We start from the raw sequence: 14,355 nt of genomic DNA on the forward strand, positions 1-14,355 counted from the left end.
GCCGCTCCACCCGATCAACGATATTTGTCGGTGATCTCGATCAGCTTTGCCATCACGTCCTTGCCGACGAGCTCGGTGCCGAGCGTGTCCCATAGGGGCTTTACCGCGGTGACCCAGGCTTTGCGCTGTTCAGGTGTCAGCTCATGGATGGTCGCGCCGCCGGCGGTCATGGTGGCGCGCGCCTCACGGTTTTCTTCCGCGGTGTTCTCCCAGTTCCACTTGGTCGCTTCAGCCATGGCCGCCTTCAAGGTGTCCCGCACCTTGGGATCAAGCCCGTCCCACCAGGCCTTGTTGGTCGCCACGATGTAGAAATCCCAGATGTACTCCGTGCGCGTGATCTGCTTGGCGGTCTCATACATATGGCTGGCCGCCCAGGCGTGCGGCACCGGCTCCACGGCATCGATCACGCCCTGGCGCAGTGCGGTCGGCACCTCGCCCCAGGACATGGTGGTTACATTGGCGCCAAGCAGCTTGAAGGTGTCGACATAGTTGCGGCCGGGCGGGACGCGGATCTTGAGGCCCTTGACGTCTTCCGGCACCAGAACCGGCTTGGACCCGGTGCGGCCGATGTCGCGAGGGCCGTTGAGCCAGACCCCCAAGGGTTCGATGCCCTTGGCGCGCATGTCGTCGAACAGGGCGCCGCCCAGTTCAGGATCCTCCATGACCTCTTTGATCGCCTCGGGAGAGGGCATGAGGTAGGGCAGCACCAGAACGGACAGCTTGGGGAAGGTGCCGCTATAGACGCCGACCACCGGCGAGATGAACTGGAGGGCGCCCAGCTGCAGCGCCTGGACCATCGTCTTCTGGTCATAAAGCGCCTCGCCGTGGGAGACCTCGATCGTCACCTCATCAGGCAGACGTTCCTCGACCAGCTTCTTGAACAGGTCCCACGTCTGGCCCTTCACCGTGTTCTGCTGGATGTCGTTGAGGGCTGTCGCCTTGGTCTGCGCCTGTGCCGCGCCGGTGGACGCAACGGAAGCCGCGATGACCAGGCTCGCCAGGCAGGATGTTAGACGCCGCATATCAGTCTCCCCTTTTTCTTTGTTGTTCAATCCACCATCAGTGACGGCAGGAACGTGCTTATGATCGGCAGGTAGGTCGTCAGGATCAGCATCGTCAGCGTAACACAGGCCCATGGCAAAACGGCCACGATGACCCTCGCCAGAGGCACCCCTGAAATTGTGCTGGCGACGAAAAGGTTCAGCCCCACCGGAGGAGTGAGAAGCCCCAGTTCGATGTTCACGACCACCATGATGCCGAAGTGGATGGGATCAACACCCAGTGCCTTTGCCGCCGGAAACAGCACCGGCATGAACATCAGGATCATGGGCACGCCGTCGAGGAACATGCCGGCCACGATGAGGATAAGGTTCACCAGCAGCAGGAACGCCCACACGGGCATGTCCATGCTCACGAGCCAGTTCGCAAGCGCCGTGGGTACGCCCTGCTGCGCCAGGAAAAAGCCGAACAGGACGGCATTGGTGACGATCCAGAACACCATGCCCACGCGGGGCGTCACCGTCAGGACCGTCGAGACGAGAGAGCGCAGGGTGGTCTGGCGATAGATCAACACGCCGATCAGCAGCGCGGCCGTCGCGCACAGCAGGGCGGCTTCCGTGGGCGTAAAGATGGCGCCGCCCTCGAAGGTCATGCCGCCAAGGCTGAAGGCGGGAAAGCCATAGATGCCGATGACGAGGAACACGGGCAGCATCAGGGCCGGCACCGCAAGTCGGACGGCGCGCGCCTTCTCGGCAGCTGACATGAATTCGGGCGGTGCGACCGCAAGCTTGCGTGCCAGGAAGCGCGCCATCAGCATCAGCATGGCGCCATAGAGAAGCCCCGGCAGAATGCCCGCCATGAACAGCTTGGGGATGGAGGTCTCGGTGACGAAGCCATAGAGAATGAGCGGGATGCTGGGCGGAATGAGGATGCCGAGGCCGCCAGCGGTGGTCACCACGCCGATGGCATAATTGGTGGGATAGCCGTGTTTGGTCAGAGCCGGGATCATGATGGCGCCGACAGCGGCAACGGTGGCCGGACTGGAACCGGAGATCGCCGCGAAGAACATGCAGGTGAGGACGGCCGTCATGCCGAGCCCGCCGCGAAAGCGGCCGACCAGCATGTTTGCAAGCGCCACCAGGTGGCGGACAATGCCGCCGGTTTCCATCAGCGCGGCCGCCAGGAAGAAGAACGGCACCGCCATCAGCGTGAAATGATCGAGGTTCGCGTAAAGCTTCTGGCCGATGATCGGCACCGGCAGCGCGCCCGACCACAGAGAGGCGAGGACCACTGAGCCGCCCAGGGCCACGGCAACAGGTGTGCCGACCAGGAGAAGCACCGCGAAGGAGGCGAACAGAAAGGCGATGGTCATACGCAGAACTCGCGCTGGGTTCGCTTAATCAATGAACTCGACCTTCGCGACCTCGTCTCCGCGCCAGGCATGCGGGATGCGCTGGATGTAGCGGATGGAGAAGAGGGCCATGGTCAGGGGCGCGATCGAAAAGATGATCCAGGTCGGGATATGCGCCTCGACCGAGACCATGCCCGTCATGTGCAGGAACTGCACATAGAGGAAGGCGGCATAGGCCATGAAGAGGGAATAGGCGAGGGCGATCGTCATCGCGAGCGTGTTTGCATAGCGCTGGACGGGTGCAGGCAGGCGTTCGGTCAGAACCGTGATGCGGATGTGAATGCCTTCCGCCGCGGCGCGGCTGCCTCCGACCAGCGCCGCCAGGATGGTGAGGGTCACCAGCGCGATCTCACTCCAGACGAAGCCGGTGTTGAAGACATAGCGCATGACGACCTGCGCCGTTCCAACGGTGAGGGCGCCAAGCATGCCGATGAGCATGAGAGCGTCCTCGATCTTGGTGAGAAGCTTGTCCATGTTGCCGTCCTTCGGCTTCCGGATGTCAGCCCAGCTCCCAGCGCTGCGCGAAGGACTTGCCGCCGACAGGAACGATGCCGGCGTCGGAATCGGCAAAATCGGCATAGAACAGATAGGCGGCTTCAACGGATTTGCTGCGGTGGTTGCTGGCATGGGTATGCGTCAGCACCAGATGCGCGACATCGAGCGGCAGCTTTTTCTCGAAGATCTTGTGGGTGGCATAGACGGCGTGCTGGATCTTCTCGCCGATCGGGCTCTTGCGCGCCGGGAGGGCTGGACCGTCGGTTGGCTTGCCCGTGGGATCAGGTTCCACCTCGACGATCTTGCTCACGTCATGCAGCAGGCAGGCTGCGATCAGGTGGTCGCGGTTATAGGGCGTGCCATGCTCCCGCTCGGCGATTTCGGCCAGCGCCATGGCCATCCGGGTCACCCCGCGGATGTGGCCGAGCAAGGGCCGGTAACGCTCGTAGTCCAGATTCTTCGGGATATCCTCAAGCCGGTCCCAGGGAGCCTCCCGGGCGACCTCGATCCAGATATCGATCACGCCGCGGCGAAGCGACGGATCCTTGATTTCGTTTATCTCAGGAAACAGCCGAGCGATTTCGGCTTCGTCGAGCTCGATGGTCACGCATCCTCCTTCGCGCCGTGCCTCGGGAAGCGGTCTCCCTCTTTGCTCACAATGTGAAACGGCGGATGCGGTGAACTTTAGGAGGCTCGCGCGTCACTGTCCACGCCAGTCGCGGCAAGTTTGCGAACTGTGGACAGCCCAGGTGGCCGACGTCGAGAACGCCTGATCAGCCGCTTTTGCCCATCTTCGAAAGCCGCAGCAAAAGCCAGACCGGGAAAACGATCACGGCGCCCAGCAGGAACCAACGGGTCAGGGTCTCGAGGGCGTCCGAGAAGTTCTCGAACAGCCCGCGGATCATCCGTTTGACGTTCAGTACGATGGAAAAAGCGTCGAGCCCGAGAACCGAGAGCAGCACACCGATGATGACCGAGAGCAGCACCAGCTTCAGGAGCACCGCAAGCGGCGAGCCGCCGAAGAAGCGGGAAATGGAACCGGAGGAGGAAGAGGCCATGCCCGAACGCCCATGATGTAAAAATCGAACCTGCGCCAACATAAGGAGCCATGCGGATGATTGCCAGAGCGCCTGCATGGGTGCAGACGTGGCGACGTCCGATCTTCGCCTGGAGCCCGCCATGCTGCATGCCGTCGCTGTCCTGCTCGTTGCCCAGCTCGCGGGAGAAATTCTCGTGCGGCTGTCCGGCATTCCCGTGCCGGGCCCCGTGGTCGGGATGCTCCTGCTGATCATTGGTCTCGTGCTGCGGCAGCATGCGCTCGGCGGTGCCGATGTGGAGGCGGCGGCAGGCCCTGTCGCCTCCGTGGCGGACACGCTCCTGCGCAACATGTCGCTCATGTTCATCCCGGCCGGCTGCGGCATCATCGAACGTCTTGATGATGTGGCTCCCCATGTGCTGGCGCTGATGGTGATCCTCATCGTCTCGACATTCCTGGCCCTTGTCGCGACCGCCTGTACCTTTGTCGCGGTGCGGCGACTGACCTCGAGGGGCTGAGACCGATGGAGCTCTCCGGTATCTGGGTCTATCTGTCCGCCACTCCCCTGTTTTGGCTGGTCGTGACGATTTCCGCCTATCTCCTGGCCGACCGCATCGCGCTGGCGAGCGGCCGGAACCCACTGGTCAATCCCGTGCTCATTTCCATCGTGCTGGTGTCAGCCCTGCTGGTGGCGACCGGCACCTCCTATGAGGCCTATTTCAGCGGCGCTCAGTTCGTCCATTTCCTTCTGGGGCCGGCGATCGTCGCCCTGGCGCTGCCGCTTCTGCGTAACCTTCGCGCCATAAGGGCGAATCTCCTGCCGATGTTGGTGGCGCTTTTGGTGGGAGGGCTTGTCGCCATGATCTCCGCCATCGGCCTTGCGCTTGCCTTCGGGCTTCCCCACGACATGGTGGCAACATTGGCGCCGAAATCGGTGACGGGGGCGGTTGCCATGGGTGTCGCCGAACAGCTCGGAGGAGATCCCTCGCTGGCCGCAGCCTTCGTCATCGTCACCGGCGTTATCGGCGCCATCATGGTGACGCCGCTGATGAACGCGCTGGGCATCCGCGATTATGCGGCCCGCGGTTTTGCCGCCGGCCTTGCCGCACATGGTATCGGCACGGCCAGAGCGCTGCACGTCAACGACGTTGCCGGTGCTTTCGCGGGCATCGCCATGGCGCTGAGCGCGCTTTTCACGGCACTGATCGCACCGATCGTCATGGCCGTGGTGGTGGGCTGAAGGAAGGGATCATGCCACCACGCGTCTACCTGGAGGGTTCGGCCGTATTCCGCGCCGACGCACGTCAGTAACCCGCCGGGCGCCGGTCTTTCATGAAACCGATCCATGAATCGCACGTTGCCCTAACGGGCCGGGTGACCGGCAGGTCTCGAAACGCGCGGAGCATTCAAACGGTATGACGAAATCCGGCACAGGCAGAAACGCCTGGTGGCAGGGAGCCATCATTTATCAGGTCTACCCACGCAGTTATCTCGATACGACCGGAAATGGGGTGGGCGATCTGGAAGGCATAAAGCGCAAGCTGGACCATATCGCGACACTGGGAGCAGACGCCGTCTGGGTCTCCCCCTTCGTCAAATCGCCCATGCGGGACTTCGGCTACGACGTGGCCGATTATCTGAGCGTCGACCCGCTGTTCGGCACGCTCGATGACTTCGAAAGCCTTCTGGCCGCGGCGCATGAGCGGGGGCTGAAGGTGATGATCGACCAGGTATTCAGCCATACGTCGAACGAGCACCCGTGGTTTCTGGAAAGCCGCGAAAGCCGCACCAATCCGAAGGCCAATTGGTACGTCTGGGCCGATCCGAAGCCGGACGGCGCGCCGCCGAACAATTGGCTTTCGGTGTTCGGTGGAAGCTCCTGGCAATGGGAGCCCCGCCGCAGCCAGTACTATCTCCATAACTTCCTGCGCGAACAGCCGGACCTGAACTACCACGAGCCGGAGGTTCAGGAAGCTGTCCTCGACGTCTCGCGCTTCTGGCTGGATATGGGGGTGGATGGCTTCCGCCTCGACGTCTGCTCCTTCTATTTTCATGATGCCGAGCTGCGGGATAATCCGCCAAACCCGCAGCGGCCGTCGGGCCGCCATTTCATGTTCAATCCCTATTCCCTGCAGCTTCATACGCGGGACATCGGACAGCCGGAAAACCTGACTTTCCTGGAGCGGCTCCGCGCGTTGACCGATGGCTACGAGGATCGGGTTCTCCTGGGAGAGCTGCACGAAAACGAGGGCGTCAGGCTTCATACTGAATACACGGAGGCGAACCGCCTGCAGCTCGCTTATGGCTACTGGTTGCTCGGCGCAGACCGGCTTGACGCGGAAACCATCGCGCGAACGGCGACGGATCTCGGGCACGAGATGCATTCCGGCTGGCCCTGTTGGGCGTTGGACAACCACGACTTCATGCGCTCGCCCACACGGCTCGGTCCCGATGCCGCCTCCGGAGAACTGCCGTTTGCCATTCTGGCGGCGCTGTCTTGCCTTCGCGGGGCGCTTTGCCTCTATCAGGGCAGCGAGCTCGGCCTGGAGGAGGCCGAGGTGCCGCACGAGCGGATGATCGATCCCTATGGCCGAGAGTTCTATCCCGCCTTCGCTGGCCGGGACGGCGCACGGACCCCGATGCCATGGAACACGGACGAGCCTCACTGCGGCTTCAGCCGTGTGGAACCTTGGCTGCCGATACCGGCGGGCCACGCCGCGCGTGCCGTCGCCACGCAGGAGGGCCTCCCGGGCTCGCTGCTCAACCGCATGAAGCGCTTTTTCGCCTGGCGGCGTGAGCACCCGGCGCTGCTGCGCGGGGGACTGCGCTTTGTCTCCGCTCCGGAAGGCATCCTCGCATTCGAACGCATGCTCGACGGCCAAAAAGTGAGCTGCGTCTTCAACCTGAAGAACGAAGAAGCCGAAGCGAATTTCTCGGACGCCTTCCTGGGTCACCCACGTGATGGCCATGGCTTCGGCGGCGTCCGAGCCGGCGAAACACTGAAACTGCCGGCACTCGGCGCCTATTTCGGAGGCCAAGCCTGATGGAAGCCCGCACGCGCGAGACCCTGCTGGCCGAATATGCCAAGGAGCCGAAGCTTGAGCCGCCGGTAAGGCAGGAGTGGTGGCGGGGAGCGGTGATCTATGAAGCCTATATCCGCAGCTTCAGAGACAGCAACGGCGATGGCATCGGCGATCTTCGCGGCGTGATCGAGAAATTGGACTACATCGCCGGGCTCGGCGTGGATGCGCTGTGGCTTTCGCCCTTCTATCCCTCACCTCAAAAGGACTTCGGTTACGACGTGACCGACATGCGCAACGTCGATCCGCAAGCCGGCTCGATGTCGGACCTCCTGGAATTGCTAAAAGGGGTTCACGATCGCGGGCTGAAGCTCCTCTTGGATTTCATTCCGGCCCACACGTCGGAAGATCATCCCTGGTTCAGTGAAAGCCGCTCCAGCCGGGACAACGATCGTGCCGATTGGTACATCTGGGCCGATGCGGCGCGGGATGGCTGTCCGCCCAACAACTGGCTGTCGTCCTTTGGCGGCAGCGCCTGGGAATGGGACCCGAGACGGTCACAGTATTACTACCATCCGTTTCTCTCCTGTCAGCCGGCTTTGAACCTGCAGAAGGAGGAGGTTCTCGAGGCCGTTATCGCGGAGATGCGCTTCTGGCTGGACCTCGGCGTGGACGGGTTTCGTCTCGATGCGGTGCAATGCCTTGCCTGTGATCCGGAACTTCGCTCCAACCCGCCTGCACCCAGGGCGGGATCCCCCATTCTTCTTGGCGGCGGCCCAAACAATCCCTTCGGGCGCCAGCTTCACGAGTTCGACCGCGATGTTCCGGAGGCCGTTCCCATCCTCAAGCGGCTGCGGGAGGCCGTGTCGGACTACACGCCCGAACGGGTTCTGATCGGAGAACTCGCGGACGTCGATTCCTCGCGCGCGGCGGAAAAATACACAGCGGAAGGCAAGGCCTTCCACGCCGTCTATGATTTTGACCTGATCAACAGCCCGGCCAACGTCAGCGACATCACGGCCATGCTGCAGCGGCGCGACGACTATCTGCGCACCGGATGGCTCTACAACGTCTTCACAAATCACGATTCCACCCGGGCGGTATCAAATCTCGCGAGCTTTGCCGTCGATGCCGGCCATCGATGCGAGGCGGCCAAGCTGCTTCTTTTCCTGCAGTTTACGCTGAAGGGCGGCTGCGCCATTTTTCAGGGGGAAGAACTGGGTCTTCCGCACCCGCATCTGCCACGCGAGGTCTTGCAGGACCCGTGGGGGCTGGCGCTCTGGCCGGACTTCGAGGGCCGCGACGGAGCACGGACACCGCTCCCCTGGACAGCGGATGCGAGACACGCCGGCTTCACGACCGGCAACGACACCTGGCTACCGGTGCCGGACGAACATCTGACGCTTGCGGTTGATCAGCAGGAGCGCGATCCACGTTCAACGTTGAACTTCATGAAGGAATTCGTGCGATGGAGGCAGCGTCAGCCGGCGTTGAAATTCGGCGGCGAAGTGGTGCACGGCGACCGGTTGGCTCCGCTCCTGAGCTACGACCGCTTTGACAATCGGGGCACCTTGCGATGCGTGGTGAACTTCAGCCTGGATGAGCGGCTGTTTCCGGCCAAGCCGGACTGGAAACCGGTCAAGGCTCCGGACTGCGTGTCGAAACGGGAGCCGGCCGGTTTGACCCTGCCGCCCCTGGGATTCGGAATATTGAAGCGCCAGGTGACAGAGGGCTGAGAGTACTAGCTCTCACGCAGCAGCGCCTCCAGATGGTCCAGCCGGTCGGCCTCGCGCGGGGGTTTGTCCCAGCGGATGCGGTGCACGCGCGGAAAACGCATGGCCACGCCCGATTTGTGGCGGGTGGAACGCTGCAGTCCCTCGAAGGCGATCTCCAGCACAAGACCGTGGTCTGCCTCCGCCGTCACTGCGCGCACCGGGCCGAACCGGTCGGTCGTGTTCTTGCGGACGAAGCGGTCGAGTTGCAGCAGTTCCTCGTCGGTGAAGCCGAAATAGGCCTTGCCCACAGGCACCAGAACGTCCTCGCCCTCCTCGCCCGGTGCCCAGCAGCCGAAGGTGTAGTCCGAATAATAGGACGAGCGTTTGCCATGGCCGCGCTGGGCGTACATCAACACGGCGTCGACGGTGAACGGGTCGCGCTTCCACTTGAACCACAGGCCTTTGGGACGGCCTGGCACATAGGCGCTGTCGGCCCGCTTCAGCATGACGCCTTCCACGGCCTCGGCGTCGTCTCCGGCACCCGCCGAGGCGGGATCCGCACGCGCGGCCGCCAGATCATCCCATGTGGAGAAGGCGACTTCCTGAGAGAGATCGACCCGGTCAGTGTCGAGCCGGCTAACGAAGTTCACCAGTCTTTGTCGCCGTTCGCTGAAGGGAAGATCCCTGATGTCCTCGCGCCCATCGACCAGAAGATCATAGGCGCGGATGTGAGCGGGAAAGTCCGCCAGCAGCTTTGGCGTCACCGCCTTGCGGTTCAGCCTTTGCTGCAGCACGTTGAAGGACTGCACCCGCCCCTCACGCAGGATGAGAAGCTCTCCATCGATCGCGCCTTCCTCGGAGAAAGCATGGAGTAGGTCCGGGAACGCGCCGAAAATTTCCTCACCGGTCCGGGAGTAAAGCCGCGTCACCAGTGTGCCATCCGCATTGCTGCCGGTGGCGGCCTGCACCCTTATGCCGTCCCATTTCCACTCCGCGCGGAAGTCGCCGGCTGACAGAGCCTCGGCCCAGTCGGTAACGTCCTCGAGCGCTGTTGCCAGCATGGCGGGCCGGAACGGCGCCGGATCTTCGGAAAGTGGCTTGGGACCTAGCCCTTCCACCCAGGCGAACAGCGACTCATAGGGCGGCGTCAGCCCGTGCCACACCAGTTCCACTTCATTGGGAGCGATCTCCTCTCCAAGGGCCGCAACCGCCGTCTTGGCAAGCCGTGCCGATGCACCGATGCGCATGGAGCCGGTGATGAGCTTCAGCAGCGCCCAGCGACCGGTTTCATCGAGCGCGTCGAGCCAGGTGGACAGGCGTTTCGGCAGGTCGCTTTTGGAGGTTTCGTGCAGGCCCGCGATGATGTCACCCAAGGTCGGTACGCTGTTCGCCCGCGTTTCGCCCGGCCACATCAAGGCGACGGTTTCGGCAAGATCGCCAACGTAATCGTAGGACAGGCCGAACAGCACCGGATCGGTCCGCTCCATGATCAGGGCCCGGATCAACCCGGGCTTGGCGTTGCGGAAGGAGAGGGCGCCGGTGAGCGCTGCCAGGGCCCAGCCTCGCTCGGGGTCGGGGACTTCGCGAAAATAATCCGTCATCAGCCGCAGCTTGGCGTTGCGGCGGGGCTCATAGGCCAGTCGTTCCAGGAGGTCTGCGAAGCGGTTCAAGGCGCGCCTCCTGCAGCTTCCTCGATAACCGCGCCTTCGCCTTCGTCCTCATCGCCATAGCCGACGAGGCGCAGCGGCCTGGCCTTCAGCCCTCGCGATTGGCACCAGTGCACCAGCGCGTCTTCCTGGCCGTGGGTGACCCAGATTTCGCCCGCGCCCGTGTCGAGCACGGTGCGGCCGAGATCGTCCCAATCCGCGTGGTCGGATATGACCAGCGGTAGTTCGATGCCTTTCTGCCGGGCCCGTGCCTTTACCCTCATCCAGCCGCTGGCAAAGCCGGTGACAGGATCAGGGAAGCGTCGCGCCCAGAGGTCCTGCGTCGCCGAAGGCGGGCAGATGATGATGGCGCCGCCCAGCGTCTTGCGCTCATCCGCCTTCACCGGCCGTGTCTCGCCGAGCTCAATCCCGCGCGCGGCGTAAAAATCGGTCAGCCGCAGCAGGGCGCCGTGAAGATAGATGGGTGCCTCATGGCCGGCGCGCCGCGCCAGCGCCATCAGTCGTTGCGCCTTGCCCAGCGAATAAGCTCCGATGAGGTGCGCGCGTTCAGGGAAGAGCCGTGCCGAATGCACCAGCTTCTCGACCTCCTGCAGAGCCGGCGGATGCCGGAAGACTGGCAGTCCAAAGGTCGCCTCGGTGATGAAGAGATCGCACGGCACCACCTCGAACGGGGCGCAGGTCGGATCCTCCTCACGTTTGTAATCGCCGGAGACCACGGCCCGAAAACCCTTCCACTCGAGCAGGATCTGAGCTGAGCCCAGCACATGCCCCGCCGGATGGAAGGAGATGCTGACGTCCCCGATCTTGATGCGTTCGCCATAGGCGAGGGCCTGCCGGCTTCCGGCGAAGTCCGGTCCATAGCGCACCTCCATGATGTCAAGCGTCTCCGCTGTCGCCAGGACCGCGCCATGGCCGGATCGGGCGTGATCGGAATGGCCGTGGGTGACGAGCGCTTTGGGAACGGGTCGCAACGGATCGATGTGGACATCGGCCGGCGGGCAGTAGAGGCCGCGTGGGGTGGGGCAGAGAAGATCTTCAGGGCGCATGATGCAGAAGATATGCCCCGCCGGAGTGGAAAAAAGAGCGCGGGGCTAAGCGGCGGGCATGTAGCGTCGCCGCCACATGCCATAGACAAGCAGCAGAACGCCGAGGCCGAGCACCGCGCCGGAGCCGATCAGGCTTTCCTCGAAGCTTCGGCCAAGAGCAACCGCGTGACCTGCCGCCGCCGGCCCGATGATCTGGCCCACGCTGAAACCCGCCGTCAGGATGGCGATTCCACGCCCGCCGCCACCCGCTTTGCCGAGCGGGAGAGCAAGGAGCGAGATCGCGCCGAAGGTGCCGCCGAAAAGACCTGCGGCAACGATGGCCGCAACGGCGCCTTCGCTGAGGGCGGGAAGCAGCACTCCGATCAGCTGCGCCACATAAGCCAGCGCCAGCGCCAAAGCGATCCCGATCCGCTGGCCGAGCCACATCCAGGCGAGCCCCGCCGGTATGCCCACCAGTCCCGCGATGACCCAGGCATAATCGGCGATGATCTCAAGCCCCGGCCGGGCCTTCAGGATCGCCACGATGAAGGTGGCGAAGACTGAATAGCCGAGACCCTCGCAGGCATAGGCCCAGAACAGCGGCATGAAGGGAAAGGGCCTTGGCTGCCGCAGGATGTCGCCGCGCCCGGCGGAGGGGCTGTGCCGCCATGGCCCGACCTCGCGCCAGATCAGTGGCACCACCAGAGCGGCGAAAGCGCCGGCGAGAAGCCAGAGCTGATCCCAGCTCGCGACGTCGCTCATGAAGCGCACCAGCAGGCCCGAGATCACCATGCCGAGGCTGACACCGCCCCACAGCCACCCGGCCGTGCGCTGTTCGCCTGTCATGGCGACGGCCTCGAAGACATAGCCGGTGGCAAGGATCATGCAGACGGCGCTGGCGACGCCGGACAGGGTGCGGATCACGATCCAGGCGGTGAAGTTTTCTGTCAGGCCCATGGCGAGCGTGGTGGCGACACTGACGATCAGCCCGATGCGGAAGATCCGGCGCCGCAAGGGCTCACCGCCGATGAGCGACATAAGGATCGAGCCGACCAGATAGCCGGTGAGATTGACCGATCCAAGGAAGCCGGCGGCATCAGGGCCGAAGCCCGTCGCCGTCTGCATCAGGGGCAGGACCGGGGTGTAGAAGAAGCGGCCGATGCCCATGGCAAGCGCGAGCGTGAGAAAGCCGCTGAGAACCATGGGAGCTGCTGTGGGCATGGAGATTGGCGGCCTTACTGACGTGCGATCCAGGCGGCGATCCGCTCGGATGCCTCCCGCACCTGAGGTTCGCTGCGGGCGAAACACATGCGCAGAAAACCTTCGCCACCGGGGCCGAACGCTGTGCCGGGAGCAAGCCCGACATTTGCCTCGTCCACCAGTTGAAGCCCGAGGCGACGTGTGTTGGTGACGCCCTCGATGCCGAAGAAGAGGTAAAAGGCGCCGCTGGGATTGGCGAAGCGAACACGATTGGTGGCGCCCAGGATGCGCGTCGCCGTATCGCGGCCGGTGCGGGCGCGCTCCACCTGCTGGCGCAGGAAATCTTCTCCCTCGTCCAGCGCCGCGACAGCCGCGCGCTGCAGAAAGGCGGCGACGCCGGACGTGGAATACTGGATGAGGTTCTCGATGACAGGTCCAAGTTCCACCGGCGCTTCAATCCAGCCTATGCGCCAGCCGGTCATGGCCCAGTTCTTGGAAAAGGTGTTGATGTAGATGATCCGGTCGTCGGGCTCGGCCACGTCGTGAAAGGACGCGGCGCGTTCCACGTCGTAGACGAAGCGGCCGTAGACCTCGTCGGCGATGATCCAGAGCCCGTGCCTTCGCGCGATCGCCAGGACGGCGGCGAGTTCGTCCCGCGTGGCGGTCCAGCCCGTGGGATTGGAAGGGGAGTTGATGATGACGGCCTTCGTCCTAGGCGTGATCCCGGCAGCGAGACGGTCCAGATCGAGCACCCAGCCCCTGTCGGAGGAGTAGGCCATGACGACCGGCACCGGCGCCATGCCGCCGACACCGATCGCCGCGGAGAAGTTGACCCAGGCCGGCGTCGGGATCAGCACCTCGTCGCCCCCCGCGCCGACCATGCGGAGAGCCGTCTGCAGGGCCTGCATGCCGGAACCGGTGACGAAGAACCGCTCAACGGCTTCCGGAACACCGTAGAGCCGCGCGGTATAGCGGGCGAGCGCCGCACGAAGCTCCGGGATGCCGCGCTGCCAGGTGTAGAAGGTCTCGCCGTCCCGCAGGCCTCTTGCCGCCGCCTCGCAGATGAATGCCGGCGTTGGCACGTCGCCTTCACCCGCCCAGAGCGGGATCATTCCTTCGCGCGCGCGGCCATGGTTCATGACCTCGACGATGCCGCTGGCCGGCGCTTCGCGCGCCGGGGCAGACAGGTGATCGGTCAGGCGCGATGGCGCGAATGCGGAGTGGGTCACATGCGGCTCCGGGTGAGTGGTATCACCATCATAACCGCATGCGCCCAGGGTCAGGCATCAAAAGCTGTGACGCGATCCATCACGCCGTAGGCTTTTGCTGCGCCAGCAGGTCGCGGATCTCCTGCAGCAGCTTCACATCCTTGGAATCTTCCGGAGCCGGCTTGGTTTCCTCTTCCCGCTTCATGCGGTTTATGGCCTTGATCACAAGGAACAGCACCCAGGCCACGATCATGAAGTTGATCGCGACGGTGATGAACTGACCGTAGCCGATGGTGGCGCCGACTTCCTTCGCGGTCGCATAGGTCGGTGCGTCCGTGCCGGAGAGCTGATAGAAATAGTTCGAGAAATCGAGGCCACCGGCGACGAAGCCGATGATCGGCATGAAGATGTCATCGACCAGCGACGAGACGATCTTGTTGAACGCCGCGCCGATAATGACGCCGACGGCCAAGTCGATGACATTGCCACGCAAGGCGAATTTCTTGAATTCCTGAAACATCGGAGGTTCCCCGTGGGTGACCCTGAGGCCAGGGTCCTGGATGAATGAGTCGGCGGTGC

The 14,355-nt window shown here is 63.7% G+C and carries 14 protein-coding genes; 4 read left to right on the forward strand and 10 right to left on the reverse strand.

What is annotated here, in order from left to right; genetic code table 11:
* Positions 1 to 14: 14 nt before the first annotated feature.
* From IEV58_RS02815 to IEV58_RS02835, 5 genes are all read right to left on the reverse strand, one after another.
* Entirely contained in the window at positions 15 to 1,022 is a 1,008-nt protein-coding gene (locus IEV58_RS02815) for a TRAP transporter substrate-binding protein (RefSeq protein ID WP_188408174.1), read from the reverse strand.
* A 26-nt stretch (positions 1,023 to 1,048) separates the two neighbouring features.
* On the reverse strand, positions 1,049 to 2,371 hold the full coding sequence (locus IEV58_RS02820) for a TRAP transporter large permease (RefSeq protein ID WP_188408175.1): 1,323 nt from the start codon (positions 2,369 to 2,371) through the stop codon (positions 1,049 to 1,051).
* 24 nt (positions 2,372 to 2,395) lie between these two features.
* Positions 2,396 to 2,884, reverse strand: a complete 489-nt coding sequence (locus IEV58_RS02825; RefSeq protein ID WP_188408176.1) for a TRAP transporter small permease — start codon at positions 2,882 to 2,884, stop codon at positions 2,396 to 2,398.
* Between the two features lie 25 nt (positions 2,885 to 2,909).
* A complete protein-coding gene (locus IEV58_RS02830) occupies positions 2,910 to 3,512 on the reverse strand; it encodes an HD domain-containing protein (protein ID WP_188408177.1) in 603 nt (200 codons plus the stop codon).
* Between the two features lie 166 nt (positions 3,513 to 3,678).
* Positions 3,679 to 4,041, reverse strand: coding sequence for a DUF6460 domain-containing protein (locus IEV58_RS02835; protein WP_229729146.1), 363 nt, complete (start codon positions 4,039 to 4,041; stop codon positions 3,679 to 3,681).
* Between IEV58_RS02835 and IEV58_RS02840 the strand changes: the two genes are divergently transcribed.
* The 4 genes from IEV58_RS02840 to IEV58_RS02855 all read left to right on the forward strand — a co-directional run bounded on the left by IEV58_RS02840 (position 4,040) and on the right by IEV58_RS02855 (position 8,697).
* Positions 4,040 to 4,459: a CidA/LrgA family protein gene (locus IEV58_RS02840; protein WP_188408178.1), complete on the forward strand. Its 420-nt coding sequence runs from the start codon at positions 4,040 to 4,042 to the stop codon at positions 4,457 to 4,459. The two genes, IEV58_RS02835 and IEV58_RS02840, sit on opposite strands and share 2 nt — an antisense overlap.
* A 5-nt stretch (positions 4,460 to 4,464) precedes the next feature.
* Complete coding sequence (locus tag IEV58_RS02845) at positions 4,465 to 5,181, forward strand: LrgB family protein (RefSeq protein WP_188408179.1); 717 nt, start codon at positions 4,465 to 4,467, stop codon at positions 5,179 to 5,181.
* Between the two features lie 175 nt (positions 5,182 to 5,356).
* Positions 5,357 to 6,985 carry an alpha-glucosidase family protein gene (locus tag IEV58_RS02850; protein ID WP_188408180.1) on the forward strand — a complete coding sequence of 543 codons (1,629 nt, stop codon included), beginning with the start codon at positions 5,357 to 5,359 and terminating at the stop codon, positions 6,983 to 6,985.
* Entirely contained in the window at positions 6,985 to 8,697 is a 1,713-nt protein-coding gene (locus tag IEV58_RS02855; protein ID WP_188408181.1) for an alpha-amylase family glycosyl hydrolase, read from the forward strand. Before IEV58_RS02850 ends, IEV58_RS02855 begins: the two co-directional genes overlap by 1 nt.
* A 5-nt stretch (positions 8,698 to 8,702) precedes the next feature.
* Here IEV58_RS02855 and IEV58_RS02860 read toward each other — a convergent pair whose 3' ends face one another.
* From IEV58_RS02860 to mscL, 5 genes are all read right to left on the reverse strand, one after another.
* Positions 8,703 to 10,346: a cisplatin damage response ATP-dependent DNA ligase gene (locus IEV58_RS02860; RefSeq protein WP_188408182.1), complete on the reverse strand. Its 1,644-nt coding sequence runs from the start codon at positions 10,344 to 10,346 to the stop codon at positions 8,703 to 8,705.
* The gene (locus IEV58_RS02865) at positions 10,343 to 11,389 is read right to left on the reverse strand and encodes a ligase-associated DNA damage response exonuclease (RefSeq protein WP_188408183.1); all 1,047 of its coding nucleotides are present in this window, start codon (positions 11,387 to 11,389) and stop codon (positions 10,343 to 10,345) included. The genes IEV58_RS02860 and IEV58_RS02865 overlap by 4 nt, the downstream gene beginning before the upstream one ends.
* A 45-nt stretch (positions 11,390 to 11,434) precedes the next feature.
* Positions 11,435 to 12,589 (reverse strand): YbfB/YjiJ family MFS transporter, encoded by a 1,155-nt coding sequence (locus tag IEV58_RS02870; RefSeq protein ID WP_188408184.1) that lies wholly within the window; start codon positions 12,587 to 12,589, stop codon positions 11,435 to 11,437.
* Positions 12,590 to 12,603: 14 nt separating this feature from the next.
* Positions 12,604 to 13,797, reverse strand: coding sequence for a pyridoxal phosphate-dependent aminotransferase (locus IEV58_RS02875; RefSeq protein ID WP_188408185.1), 1,194 nt, complete (start codon positions 13,795 to 13,797; stop codon positions 12,604 to 12,606).
* Between the two features lie 79 nt (positions 13,798 to 13,876).
* Positions 13,877 to 14,296: a large conductance mechanosensitive channel protein MscL gene (mscL, locus tag IEV58_RS02880; RefSeq protein ID WP_188408186.1), complete on the reverse strand. Its 420-nt coding sequence runs from the start codon at positions 14,294 to 14,296 to the stop codon at positions 13,877 to 13,879.
* Positions 14,297 to 14,355: the final 59 nt, after the last annotated feature.

Source organism: Agaricicola taiwanensis (assembly GCF_014635245.1).
In the GTDB taxonomy this organism is placed as follows: Bacteria; Pseudomonadota; Alphaproteobacteria; order Rhizobiales; family Methylopilaceae; genus Agaricicola; species Agaricicola taiwanensis.

What these genes read in the sequence shown, in the direction of transcription:
- IEV58_RS02865 (WP_188408183.1), bottom strand. Translation starts at nt 11,389, where the DNA reads ATGCGCCCTGAAGATCTTCTCTGCCCCACCCCACGCGGCCTCTACTGC.
- IEV58_RS02845 (WP_188408179.1), top strand. Translation starts at nt 4,465, where the DNA reads ATGGAGCTCTCCGGTATCTGGGTCTATCTGTCCGCCACTCCCCTGTTT.
- IEV58_RS02870 (WP_188408184.1), bottom strand. Translation starts at nt 12,589, where the DNA reads ATGCCCACAGCAGCTCCCATGGTTCTCAGCGGCTTTCTCACGCTCGCG.
- IEV58_RS02835 (WP_229729146.1), bottom strand. Translation starts at nt 4,041, where the DNA reads ATGCAGGCGCTCTGGCAATCATCCGCATGGCTCCTTATGTTGGCGCAG.
- IEV58_RS02815 (WP_188408174.1), bottom strand. Translation starts at nt 1,022, where the DNA reads ATGCGGCGTCTAACATCCTGCCTGGCGAGCCTGGTCATCGCGGCTTCC.
- IEV58_RS02825 (WP_188408176.1), bottom strand. Translation starts at nt 2,884, where the DNA reads ATGGACAAGCTTCTCACCAAGATCGAGGACGCTCTCATGCTCATCGGC.
- IEV58_RS02855 (WP_188408181.1), top strand. Translation starts at nt 6,985, where the DNA reads ATGGAAGCCCGCACGCGCGAGACCCTGCTGGCCGAATATGCCAAGGAG.
- IEV58_RS02840 (WP_188408178.1), top strand. Translation starts at nt 4,040, where the DNA reads ATGGGTGCAGACGTGGCGACGTCCGATCTTCGCCTGGAGCCCGCCATG.
- IEV58_RS02850 (WP_188408180.1), top strand. Translation starts at nt 5,357, where the DNA reads ATGACGAAATCCGGCACAGGCAGAAACGCCTGGTGGCAGGGAGCCATC.
- mscL (WP_188408186.1), bottom strand. Translation starts at nt 14,296, where the DNA reads ATGTTTCAGGAATTCAAGAAATTCGCCTTGCGTGGCAATGTCATCGAC.
- IEV58_RS02820 (WP_188408175.1), bottom strand. Translation starts at nt 2,371, where the DNA reads ATGACCATCGCCTTTCTGTTCGCCTCCTTCGCGGTGCTTCTCCTGGTC.